A 12,542-nucleotide genomic window follows, 5' to 3' on the forward strand; every position below is an offset into this window, starting at 1 on the left:
AAACTACCCTCCCTAGGTTTACCATACTTTAATGGCGTAGGAACGCATCTTTGTACCAATTTTGTTCCATCTCTGTACCAGCATTATCTATTTCACGTGATTCTACGTGAATTTATGTAAAATAGGGATTTGGGAAACATTAGGAAATATCAGGATATGAAACCAAACGTGACAATACGTGAAATAGGCGGATTGCTACGATTCCTAGTTTCATTTTCTATATATCTCCTTCTAAAAATGCTTTATTTAAGCCATTTGTTATCTCAGCTCATTGTACCGAGTACCACGCCGGGCACCATTTATCTATCATGACATAAAAATAGTCCTGACACAGCGAATATATATTACCATGTCAGGACGGATTTGTAAAAACGTGTAGTGACAACTTTCATACACCTCCGGCCATAAACTGCTTCATCCCCTGTGACTTCGCACTTGGGTTGTCGTTGCCGTAACCCTCAAGAAGGTTTACCGCGCCCCATACTCCTAAGCCTGCTCCAAGAGCGATAACAAGTGTCTGTAATACTGTGATTGCTGAATTGAAAAATGCCATATTTTTCTCTTCTGGTCCAGGTTTCGCTTTCTTCCTAAACGGCTTCATCATCCATCTCTAATTTTCCTAAACACCTTTTTACACCAGGATCTGATTACCCTAAATACCTTTATTCGGAAGTAGCGCTCCCGAATTTTCCTTTCTTGAAAATGAATTGATAGTTACGCTCATGTCCATTTCTTGCGCTAAAAATGGGCATAATAATAGACCAGTACGAATCAATCTGGGCGTCTCAAGAGGTACTGGTCTATGTAAGTTTATTATTCTAATTAAATTAATCGTTTTTCTAAGCTATGGTAAATCCTAGTCTTTTCTCCTCATCTTTTAAAGCTATTAAATCCTGCTGATAATGCTTTATCTCCATTTCCATACATGCTTTACGATTGTCAGCGGTACGGTTTTTGAATATTTCTGCGTTATAATATAAAGACATATTACTTATATCACAGGCTACACACATACACAAATTAGTCCATCGTGATATTTCTATTGGAGATATATCTAAGTTAGACATTTCAAAGTAGAGCCTGTCTATTTCATTACAACTATCAGAAGCTTTCTCTATAAAATTATTCTCATCAAACTCAGCATTCAAAAAAGCTCTAAATTTACTAATTAATTCGTTCCCAGCATTTATAAGACTATTTAACAAAAGCCTTGTTTCTTTTATAAGTTCATCCTTATTAGCAGTATTTTCAATAGTAAACTTACGCAGCATATCATATGAATTATTAGCTTTAATTCCAATATCATTAATTTCAGTCTTATCTCTATAGAACCATGCTCTATCCTGACTAGTTTCTGCCCACGTAGAATTAAAAGCAAAATTCCCATCCATGTCTATCTCATCATATCCCCAATACATGAATATAATATTTGCGTTTTTTCCTTTCCATTTTATTTCGGATTTTGCACTTTTATATACATCTACATATTTCAGTTCATTAACAACCATAGAGCTGATATCTGCAACCGCTGTTATATCTGCTGGATGTTTTAAAATTATTTTTGCAGAATATCTCTTTGTACTTGCCGTACTAATATTCTCTACATTGTAAACAATATAATCTTCATTCTCAGAATAGTATTTTTTTGCATTGTATGGATGGTATTCTTCGACATGAAAACGAACATCTCCAATTATATTTGAATAATAAATTGGCGTCTGTTGAATATCACTATATTTTCTATTATATACTTCCGCTGCTACTGATACATGCCGTGCAATATCCTCCATTGCTATATACCCATTTCTTACTAAATATTTGGAGGTGAATGCCCCAGATAATACAGAGGTATAAACGCTCACGGGAATATTTACATTAGGTAAATATGTGCTCTTTTCATTTTTTCTACACGAAGCCATCACAATGGTTCCTTTACCCATAAAACTAGTTGCAAATTTTTCTTCATCCAAACTATTGTCTGTAAGACTTCCAGATCCCGCATGACACGCATCTATTAACACAATTTTTGTCCCGGCTAAACTCTCGTCAAAAACAGAAATAAGCTCTTGACTACTAATAGGACGATCACTTAAAAATAGAATAGAATTTCCAGTACAATCAATCCCACCATGTCCTGAGAAATAGAAAATAAATGTATCGCCTCCATTTATCTTTGATAATTCTTGTTTTAATGTCTCTACAAAACTATTATAGTTAACTGTTCTTGATGCTAACCCAAGAATCCTAATATTACTGTATGGTATTTTTAACCCTTTATTTAATGCATTACTTAATACCATAACATCATTATCGCCATACAAGTCTTTATCACGTTCTATCTGGCTATAATCACTCACTCCAACTAAAAGTGCTTTAACATTATTGTTTTCCAAATTTATTGCTCCTTAAAATCTTTTTGTTTTTCTTCAAGAATATCCAAAAGATGAAAATAAAAACGTTTATCCATACCACCAAAACTATAGTTCCAATCTATAGCCCCTGTAAAATAAGCTAACGTCGCCTCTGCAAAATAATCTTTTGAAATTTCGTAAAATAAATTGTTTTGAGAATCATCTTTATAATTATTCCAATAGATATTCATGTATAAATCAATATCAACTATATAAAAACAAAGATTAGTATCTTTCTCATATAAAGCTCTGTAATATTTTCTTTTAGTTTTGTCAGAACTTAGGGAAATAGACTGCATATCCCTATAAATTCCTAGCAACTCATTTCTTATATTTTGAGATTGCCCTAGTGTTATTGCTTTATAAATATCTTCTTTCTTTTCTAATAATATCCATGTACATCCAAATTCACTTGTAACATTATTATTTTCTTTTGTTTGTTCAAAAAAATCTTCTAATTGTTCTTTACCATTTACATCATGCGGCTCAAATATTTTTATAAAAACTTGCTCATTGATGTACTTTAAAATATTATCACTTGCAGTACTTGAATTAATAATTTTTCGTCGTCTATTATCCATGAATTTCAACCCCTTTCAACACTTACTCATTATACAGTATTTATCTAAATAAAGGGGCTGAAGTTACCTTAAATCCTCACCACATCAAACATTTCTCCACTTTTGACTTTCAGCGTCTGATGTACGAACCGTTGGATATCCAACTTGTTCCTGTCATCATACTCACCAGTCTCCTTATAAAGCGGATGCTGGGTTACATCATATTTGTCCGACAAAAATGGTCGTACTCCTCGAAGCTGATCTGCTGTGATACCATAGTTATCCATGAGCTGATTGGTTACTAAAATAGAACCTCTGCCCTCAGAATCACTATCAAGTACAAATCGATACACAACAGCCATATCCTCCATATCCTTATGGGGAACCTTCTCCAAAAGGTCTGCATTACGCTCGGCTGAAACCACCTCCATTGAAAGCTTCTCCTTCATCTGGTCGTAATCTTGAAGCGCCTCAAGATTGAAATCCGGACGATCATGAAGAGCTCTGTCAGCCTTATCAGCCACCTCTCTTACCAAGGTGTCATAGCTCATGCCCCTGTCATAACGCTCGTAGATTTCTGTCATGTTGAGATTTACACCGATGATTGCATCCTCAGGCTTTACTGTGACTGCCTCATAATTCTGGTTCATCTTCTGAACCGCATTAAGGTCGACACTGAACTTCTCGCCTCCAGCTTCTAATCTCTCCTTCAAATCCTCCACAAACTGCTCTTTGAATTTCTCGTACTCCATTTCGTACCTCCTTAGAATAGTGAATAGTTACCGCGCAAAATGAGCGCAAAAAAAGAACAGCTATCTCTTCTGAGATAACTGCTCTATGTAACGTTCAATATTCAATTAGGTCGACAAACCAGAAGTTATCAGCTTTTATTTTTCAGCCAGAAAAACACTTCTGTAATGCTCAACCTTAGGAATCATACCCATTCAAAGCTGTCTTTTCCCGCTCCCAGCTCAAAGTGGTATTTCACAAGACCTGTATCCACACCGGTAAAGATGCCGTTATCGCAGGAGATAGATACCTTATTTCCTTTACCTTTGATGGTGAATGCCTGTTTTGCCAGTGCGGTAGGTGCCAAGAGTGCTGCTTCAATGCCGTTCTTAAACCACTGTGGTGCTTCTCCGTCGTATGAACTGACCTGTTCTGCTGTCTTTGTCTTATGTGGAACACCTTGTGTCTGGCCATAACCAACAGCGATGATTCCTACGGGCTTTGCACCTTCGATTTTTTCCTGTGCTCCTTTTCGGTTATAGGTTCCTCCGACCCACCATGTATTCAGTCCCAGCGTCTGTGCGTAAAGCATCAGATCAGCTCCACAGTATCCACACAGTTCATCTGCACCATCAGGCCCGGCCATGATAAAGAAATTGTTGACCCCCTTAGCGAGGATCAGTTTGATCACACCGGGAACAGCACTATCATCATTGGTCATCAATTTGATAGATAGTCCATACTGCTCATTATTCTCTCTTACCCGATGATTCAACTTTTCTACGATATCCTCCGGAATAGGTTCATCAGTGTACTTTCGAACCATATGACGTTCTTTCATTGCCTGCTTCATATCCATGTTATTTACCTCCTCGCACCTTGGTGCCTGTTTATAAGAGAAATGAATATTCCTACAAATCCCGATTTGTTTATTTCACTGTTTTCAATTATATCGAATCTCTATCTATCAGAGAATACACTATTCAAAAAATCATAAAAAAAGAACAGTTACCTCTTCCGAGATAACTGCTCTATGTAAAATATGTTGGTAAAACTATCACTCCTAGGTTTACCAATTTTTTCTTCCATGAGGATGCACTTACACCTGTTATTTACGCCAGCACTACGCCAGCTTTACGCCAATGGCATTAAAAATATGTAAAATTGTGTAAGATTACGTGAAATTCAAAATTCCGAAAGGTTAGAATATATGCGGGTTTGGGAGATTATGTGAAACTACGTGAAATTACGGGGCCTCCCCGATTCCTAGTTTCATTTTCTATTTATTTCTCTACCCTGGGTATTCTATTCGTCTTCCATCTCGAGAATCTCGTAATTCCCTTACGCGCTTTAGCAAAGCAAGTATAAAAAGCAGCTATCTCAATTTGAGATAACTGCTCTATGTTACGTTCAATATTCAATTAGGTCGACAAATTTGAATTTGTGCGATTAACTTCCAAGTTATAGTGCTATTGTCGCCACTATGACATTAATCGTTCCATGCAAAAACCAGCTTGGAATAATGCTCCCACCAAATTTTTTTTCGTTCATCCATCCCTGGAACCACCCAAAAGCACCGGGAAGTATAGTCATTACTATAGTCACAGGTATATTGTGTGTTGCTAAACCAAAAGGAATTCCGTGCATCATGCCAAACAGGATTGCCTGTATGATATTGCCGGTGATGAACCCAACCTTTTCTCCTAAACGTTTTAATAAAAAACCCCTGAAGACTATTTCTTCGGATAATCCGGTACGGATAAAGCCATATGCCAGCACAGCAGGAAATGCAGCAAATCCTTTGCCGGCAAAGTCACTGCCTGCGGTGGTCACCCCTTCAGGAAGAAAACGGATTGCAAATGACGTTAAGCCTATATACAGTCCCGTAGCAATAAGGATTGCACATGCTGTTCCCCACCATTTCCCTTCATGCTTGATCTTTTTAATTCCTATCCACTTAAAAAAGTTCTGTTTTCTCCTGGCAAATATCAGCCAAAAGATCAGGGGAATCAAAGAAAATAGCAATACCTGTACTAATGCGCCAACGAATTCATTAATAAACATTCCAAACATACCTCGCGTCTTTCCATTTCCATCGTCAATAAAACTGTAATATATATCGGTAGTTTTTTATACTATTTTTTTAGCACTTTCATTACAAGACCAATCAATAAAAGAGCAATTGGGGCAATCTTTAGCATGAATATTTCAATAGTTCCGAAAATGATTACTTCCATAAAGCTGAACCTATGAAATGTTTCTATCATTCTAAGTGTATAACCAAATAAAACGGCGAACAAAAGGCAAAGTATCGCAGCAATGAGAAATTTCAATGATAATGTCATTTTTCTACCCATGTTTATCCCCTACTAAGCTCTATTTTAGTTACTTTATATTCCGGATGTGCGGTAATGCTCACTCTGTAAGCAGTATCAAAATCAAAATAGCCATAAACCAGATAGTTTCCTAATAATTCTGAATGCATGTCTGTTTTGGGGTTGTAATTGGACTTGATTTTGCCATCTTCTGTTATGCGTATGTCCTCAAAACTGATTGCAACATAGCGCTTGTCGGTCTCGCCAGTATCTTTTGCCCAACTGTACTCGTAAAAGAACCAGAGCATATTGCCGTCATCACAATTCAAAAGATATTCCCCAACAAGTTTGGGATCATCAGTCTGTTTCCAGGAGCCTGTGTAGACTTCCTTAACATCATTTTTTGCATAGCTGTCCGTAGCTTTTGTGAATTCGGACAGGTCAATTCCAGCTTCAATATCCGAGGCATCCAAGTATCGAAGCTCCGGTTCTGTAGAGCGTTCCTGAGCTACATCTGTTTCACTATAAGTCTGGTCACTATAATATAGACCTCCAAAAAGAAGCAGCGCAAATAATATGCCTGACGCAGCAAAGATCATTCGTGAACGATGGATTTTCAGATCTGTTTTCTTGCTAATAATCTCAGCATCCTCTTCGTCATAATCTATCATGAAGGTAGTTTTACAATATTGGCATTTATACTGCTCTATGTTTATCTTTTCTATTTCTGAACTACCACAATTTGGACAAGTTACTTTTTTTAGTTCCATCCTCTTTAGAATCCCCTGTTCTTGATTTTTACTACAGTATTGTTTTTGGACTTCTCTTTCATATCTACTGTTTTTATTATCTGTATTATGTCACAAAAGACCAATTATCTCCAATTTTTTGCAGATATTCATTTTGTGTTATCCTTTGCTATATTAAAAACTGTAACAAGATACTTGGATATGCTCCTTCATATCCACATTATTTATAGATAATAATAGACCGGTACTGTCCTGGTGTCCCCAGGGTACCGGTCTATGCAAAATTTTATTGGACCGTAGGGAAGGGGATTGTGTCCCATTTCTTTAAAAACTTTTCCCATTCGGGTGTTTTTCTGATGAACTCCATATCCTCACTCTCTTTGTACTGCTTGAGCAGTGTGACGATAACCATCTGAGATGCGCCCGGAGCTTCATTAAAGGTCATATGCTCGTACAAGCTTGATTTCGTGTAATCTGTCATAGTATCAACGTTTTCAAATAACAAGTCCATGAGCTCAAGTGCCTTTTTAGCATCCTTCTTTTTAACCGCCAAGCTGAGCCTTCCGGCGTTCTTATGATACTCTCCCATCTCAAAAAGATCCGCAAACGCACTTTCTTTTTCTATTATCGCCTCGGCTTTTTCAAGATTTCCGGTTTTGACTGCGACCCCATAAATCTCATAAAGCAATCCGCTTAAAGTCGAATAATTTGAATAGAGAACTTCCTCCAGTGCTTTATATGCTTCTTCATACTTGCCCGTCCCGGCATATATTGTCGCAAGCTTTCTCTTTCTATCAGGATTCTGATCCGAATAATACTTAAGGCATCCTTCCGCTTCCTCATACTTTTCTCTGGTTATAAAAAATGAGTACAAGCCGTCAGCTGCCTGCATATTAATCTTTTCATCATGGGTCTGCAAAAGATTTTCGAAAGAACTCTGAATCCATTCATCATACTTCTTCCTTTCCTTTCCGGTAAGGAGAAAAGACCTTGCGTTTAATAGCGTCGTAAGAGTAAGATTGAGGTTATCTGCGTTAGGATACTCTCTTGCTATGTCCACGATTCTTTGGTAAACAACATCAGGTTTCTCCGCATTCAGTATTGCGTATATTCCGCCGATGATGTTTGCTTCTTCAATCTCAGTAAGACTCTCATTATATGAAAGAAGCTCATCAAGTGAAACGCCAAGCAGCCTTGCTATAGGAGCCAAAAGAGCTATATCAGGCATAGATGCGCCACTTTCCCACTTATTTACTGCAGGTGCGGTCACTCCGAGTCTGTTTGCCATTTCCTCCTGAGTCATGTTTTTTTCTTTTCTATATTTTCTTATAACTTCATTTATCTGCATAATTTTCTCCAATCTTTCCTTTTATATAACCGGTTATGACCATCATTATATCTGTGCCGATAAAAAAGCGGTAGTGAACAGCTCTTAACATTAATTTAATTTTATTAACCTACGCTCATATTATAACACCGACATATTTATGTCGCAGGGATTTCCCATTACATGAAAAAAGTACCGAAAGCTTACGCCTTCGGCACAATATCTTTTTCCTAATATTCTTTTTTATCACTGGGTATATTTCTGAAGCTCAGTGATCTTGGCAATGATGCCGTCCATCGACTCTTTGAACTGATCGATAAGCTCAACGTTACGTGTACTTGCCTTGGCAGCCTCAGCAGAGCTTGCGCTTATCTCCTCACTGGTCGCGGACAATGTACTTGCACTGTCGACGATCTCGTTGTTGGAGCTACTGAGTGATGAAATGTAATTACTGATATCGCCTATTGCGGTACCAAGCTCAGCAAGCTTTTCCTGAATGAACTCGAATTTCTTGGAAGCGTTCTGAGTATATTCAGTCTCGCGATTAGCCGACTGTGAACTTGTGGTAGCGCAGTCCGCAACGGTATCGGCGTTGGCTGTAAGAACCTCGATGATACTTGTGATGTTCTCAGTCTGTTTCTTGGTCTGCTCGGCAAGATTTCTGATCTCATCGGCAACTACCGCAAAGCCCTTACCTACTTCGCCGGCTCTGGCAGCCTCGATACTTGCATTAAGAGCAAGGAGGTTAGTCTGTGATGAAATTGAAAGGATAATGCTGGTAATTCCGCTAACATCATCGGTATTGGAACGAAGCTCGTCAGCAGCCTTCTGAAGATCATCTCCGGCCTTTCTGGCTTTTTCTGCTTCCTCAAACAAGGACTCCATAACACTCATACCTTCCTTAAGAGCTTCCGCAGCCTCTGCATTTATACCGTCAACTTTTTCGGCACTCTTCTTGGTATCATCAATGATATCCTGAATATCATGTGTCTGTACTGTCTGATTGGTGATCGCTTCAGCTGTATGCTGAGTTCCGTCCATGATATTGCTCATGGTCTCATCAAGAAGTGATGCGGACTCTCCGATTGTCTTAAGCGCATCGCTTATCGAAGCGGCGTCTTCAACTACGCTCTCCGCAACCTCTGTGATCTTACCTGTGATTGATTTATTCTTATCCGAAACGGTAGTAACTTCATTAAGCGAATCGGTAAAGAATCTTGTAAGAAGGGTATGTCCTTTAACGATTGTTACCGTAGTAAGGATAGTTATTATCGTCTCGATCATGATAAGCTCGATATCTGCGGTAATATCAGCGGTAGATGAGATTGTAAGGATTACACGAACCAAGTTGGAAATCGCAAATCCTATTACTCCGATTCTCACACTTAATTTATCAAGCGACATAAGAAACATGATAAGGAACGGTATCATGTAAGGATATGTCGTTGCAGTGTTTCCACTGTTAAGCATCGCAAAGTAAACGACTGAATACGTGATAGCTACAAGTCTCATGTACTTCAGTCCGTTTTTGGCAATAAAATGATAAAGTGAATCCGCAATGAAAACCACAATAACAAGAACAAGCGGTAAAATTCCCATAACGGGAGGAAGTTCTGCAACCGCAAGCTGTGAGATTAGTCCGACTATGGAAAAGAATGTCGTAATTGCGTGAATGATAAAAAGAAGTTTACAAGTTCGCTTTAAGTGATTTTCCTGCATAAAAGAAGCCCTCCATAAAAAAATGTCCACACTAGAATTATATCACTCCGCAAACGCATTTTCGTATGTTTATAATACTTTTATAATTATACAAATCAGGTGTTTTACTATTAAAAATCACTCTCTGTTTACGACATATATTCCAAGACTCACAAGTGCAAGCGCGACAACATACCAAACACTGAGTTTATCCCACTCCGCAAGGAAAAATGCGGACAAAAGAGCTCCGAAGATTGGATTGGAAAACCCATATATCGTAACTGACGATACCGGGTTGTACTTAAGAAGAATCCCCCATAAAGAATAAGCAACCGACGATATCAGCGCCATGTAGATAATGAGAAGAATTCCCCAAGGCGTTGTCATGTATATTTTTCCACCTGCCAAGAGTCCGACTGCCACCATCACTAGGCCGCCTATCACGAACTGATAACCGCTTAGCGTTACAGGGTTTTCTTTTGCCGAAAACTCTTTTATCATGACCGATGAGATCGCATATGATACAGACGCGATCAAAATAAAGCCTTCTCCGGTAAGCGCAAAGCCCGCGCCGATGCTTCCGCCCGAAAGGCTCACTATGATAACGCCCGCCGTTCCCAGCACGCAGCCGATTATCTTTACGAGCGACAAACGCTCCTGTTTTCTTACAAGGCACGCCAACAAGATTGCAAAAAACGTGCTCATTCCGTTAATTATCGAGGATTTCACTCCCGACGAGTGCGCAAGCCCGATGTAAAAGAATATGTACTGCAGTATCGTCTGGAATACGCTCAGTATCCCTATCATCTTCCAAGATGTCTTTTTAGGAAAAAGAATCTTCTTTTGAAGCATACTTCCGAAGATTATCGCAAGCACTCCCGCAAGCGAAAACCTTATTCCTGCAAAAAGAATCTGAGAAACGCTGTCCTGCGCTCCTATCTCGAACATCTTGTATCCTGTTTTTATGCTCGGAAAAGCGCTGCCCCATAAAAGACAGCACAGAACCGCCAAAAGACACACTATGAATTTGTTTTGTAACGGATTTTTCTTTGTGTTCAAAAGCTTGGGCTCCTTTTACAGTTTCTTTTCATAGCACAGGAAATCCCGGTCGTACAAGTGGCACTCACCGACTTCATCAAAGCCAAACACCGCATACGAGCGAATTGCCTTGGTATTATGCTTTCCTACGAGTATGTGGATACCGTTGAAGCCGCGCCTTTTCAGCTCATCCATGCCATATTTAAGCATTATCCTCGCAAGCCCCTTGTTCTGCTCATCAGGCAAAACCGCGAGCCTCGCAAGCTCTCCCTCGGGTTCCAGCTTCTTATCCCAGCACGGAAGCTTATCCACTTCCACATCTTCTTCAACCGAGATTGCAGCTTTTATCTTCCCCGCTTCTTTTAAAACAAAAAGTCCGTCGCGCGCAAAATCCGCATCAATCGTATCATGCGAAGGATAATCCTCATCCCACGGGCACAACTCTCTCCCTATCTGCGCCTTATAAAGCGCCATTATCTCATCGCGATCTTCTTCCGTCGCCATAATAATCTTGTAGTCTTTTTCCAAAATCAGGTCCTTTCATAAGGGGATGAGCTTGCTCATCCCCTGCATCATTCAAGCATTCATATCATTTACGATATCAACGGGCTTTGCCGTCATCTCAACCCACGCGGGCAAAAGTCCGCTTCTTATCGCATTTCGCGCAGATCTGATATTTGACCAGGCGCAGCAGTAAAAAGGCACTTTTCCGCGAGCCAAGATTTCTTTAGCCAGCTTATTTGTAAGAGCGGACGCGATCCCGTTTCGCCTATACTCAGGCAGAACATCAACTCCGATCTGCCACATATCATCGCAATCAGCCGAGCATCCCGCCAGCCCAACAAGCTTATCATTGTCGTACGCTCCTACTCCGAGCACATCGCGTTCCTTGCGGGCACTGCAGATAGCATTGCTCCACTGTGGCAAATACAGATCCTTGAAATCCTCAGGCCCAAGAATCCTAGTCTCGTACGGGCAATCCAGCTCCGGCATCTTTTCGACATTAGGCAAAAAATATTCCGCCATAAAACACACTCTGTGCCCAAGCTTTTCAAGCCTCTCATTTAGCCAATGCATGTTCGGCGTCTCAAAACAGTGATAAAACTCAAACTTATCTGTGTACTCCTTCACAAGCTCCACGACTTCATCCGACACCGCCGCGACAACGTTACTTCCGTAGGAAATAAGGTTGCACGTTATCGGCTCCATGTAGTACTTACGCGCATTCTTCCCAAGCTTAAACGGAAATACCACATTCTTATCAGATACAAAATCTTCAGCGCGACAGCCGTTGTCTTCCGCCGACTGGCGCATCGCTATTTCTAAAACCTCTTTGGTTGTCATTATAATTTTACCCCTTCTGTTTTCCTGCGAGCCCCCAATTTTCAAGCGGCGGCTCGTTGATGATGATAAAAACATCAGTCTCTTTTACCCCGAGCTTACTGCCAAGGCTATTCGTAATCGTTTCTATAACGGCTTTCTTCTGCTCCTTCGTTCTTCCGGGAAAAAGAATCAGCTCAATCAAAAGAAAATCCTCAGTCTTGCCCTCCGGCAGCTCAAAATTTTCTTTTTCTATCTCGATGATCCTCTGAAACCTGTCCCAGTCTTCAATGCCCAAAGCATCTACCAAACCGTCGTGAACGATATCCAAGATCTCTTTTTTATAATCCGGGCCTTTGCCCTTTATCATTTCAATCTTAACTAACGGCATGTCC

The 12,542-nt window shown here is 39.7% G+C and carries 14 protein-coding genes; all 14 read right to left on the bottom strand.

Annotated features, from left to right (window positions below; translation table 11 throughout):
• Nucleotides 1-388: 388 nt before the first annotated feature.
• Nucleotides 389-553: a Maff2 family mobile element protein gene (locus D6856_RS02645; protein ID WP_120685965.1), complete on the bottom strand. Its 165-nt coding sequence runs from the start codon at nucleotides 551-553 to the stop codon at nucleotides 389-391.
• Nucleotides 554-839: 286 nt separating this feature from the next.
• A complete protein-coding gene (locus D6856_RS02650) occupies nucleotides 840-2,393 on the bottom strand; it encodes a caspase family protein (protein ID WP_158588799.1) in 1,554 nt (517 codons plus the stop codon).
• Between the two features lie 2 nt (nucleotides 2,394-2,395).
• A complete protein-coding gene (locus D6856_RS02655) occupies nucleotides 2,396-2,992 on the bottom strand; it encodes a hypothetical protein (RefSeq protein ID WP_120685603.1) in 597 nt (198 codons plus the stop codon).
• A gap of 68 nt (nucleotides 2,993-3,060) precedes the next feature.
• The gene (locus D6856_RS15295) at nucleotides 3,061-3,723 is read right to left on the bottom strand and encodes a DUF5688 family protein (protein WP_243114003.1); all 663 of its coding nucleotides are present in this window, start codon (nucleotides 3,721-3,723) and stop codon (nucleotides 3,061-3,063) included.
• A 182-nt stretch (nucleotides 3,724-3,905) separates the two neighbouring features.
• Nucleotides 3,906-4,559: a nitroreductase family protein gene (locus D6856_RS02665; RefSeq protein ID WP_120685604.1), complete on the bottom strand. Its 654-nt coding sequence runs from the start codon at nucleotides 4,557-4,559 to the stop codon at nucleotides 3,906-3,908.
• 602 nt (nucleotides 4,560-5,161) lie between these two features.
• A complete protein-coding gene (locus tag D6856_RS02670) occupies nucleotides 5,162-5,764 on the bottom strand; it encodes a CPBP family intramembrane glutamic endopeptidase (RefSeq protein ID WP_207667259.1) in 603 nt (200 codons plus the stop codon).
• Between the two features lie 71 nt (nucleotides 5,765-5,835).
• On the bottom strand, nucleotides 5,836-6,057 hold the full coding sequence (locus tag D6856_RS02675; RefSeq protein WP_120685606.1) for a hypothetical protein: 222 nt from the start codon (nucleotides 6,055-6,057) through the stop codon (nucleotides 5,836-5,838).
• Nucleotides 6,058-6,059: 2 nt separating this feature from the next.
• Nucleotides 6,060-6,785: a hypothetical protein gene (locus D6856_RS02680; RefSeq protein WP_120685607.1), complete on the bottom strand. Its 726-nt coding sequence runs from the start codon at nucleotides 6,783-6,785 to the stop codon at nucleotides 6,060-6,062.
• A 265-nt stretch (nucleotides 6,786-7,050) separates the two neighbouring features.
• A complete protein-coding gene (locus tag D6856_RS02685; protein WP_120685608.1) occupies nucleotides 7,051-8,112 on the bottom strand; it encodes a helix-turn-helix domain-containing protein in 1,062 nt (353 codons plus the stop codon).
• Between the two features lie 225 nt (nucleotides 8,113-8,337).
• The gene (locus tag D6856_RS02690; RefSeq protein ID WP_120685609.1) at nucleotides 8,338-9,810 is read right to left on the bottom strand and encodes a methyl-accepting chemotaxis protein; all 1,473 of its coding nucleotides are present in this window, start codon (nucleotides 9,808-9,810) and stop codon (nucleotides 8,338-8,340) included.
• Between the two features lie 117 nt (nucleotides 9,811-9,927).
• Nucleotides 9,928-10,848, bottom strand: coding sequence for a DMT family transporter (locus tag D6856_RS02695; protein ID WP_243114006.1), 921 nt, complete (start codon nucleotides 10,846-10,848; stop codon nucleotides 9,928-9,930).
• Nucleotides 10,849-10,863: 15 nt separating this feature from the next.
• Nucleotides 10,864-11,355: a GNAT family N-acetyltransferase gene (locus D6856_RS02700; RefSeq protein ID WP_243114008.1), complete on the bottom strand. Its 492-nt coding sequence runs from the start codon at nucleotides 11,353-11,355 to the stop codon at nucleotides 10,864-10,866.
• A gap of 48 nt (nucleotides 11,356-11,403) precedes the next feature.
• A complete protein-coding gene (locus D6856_RS02705; RefSeq protein ID WP_120685610.1) occupies nucleotides 11,404-12,171 on the bottom strand; it encodes a GNAT family N-acetyltransferase in 768 nt (255 codons plus the stop codon).
• Between the two features lie 7 nt (nucleotides 12,172-12,178).
• Nucleotides 12,179-12,538, bottom strand: a complete 360-nt coding sequence (locus D6856_RS02710) for a tautomerase family protein (RefSeq protein ID WP_120685611.1) — start codon at nucleotides 12,536-12,538, stop codon at nucleotides 12,179-12,181.
• Nucleotides 12,539-12,542 lie beyond the last annotated feature (4 nt).

It is taken from the genome of Butyrivibrio sp. XB500-5, from assembly GCF_003625505.1.
Lineage (GTDB): Bacteria > Bacillota > Clostridia > Lachnospirales > Lachnospiraceae > Butyrivibrio.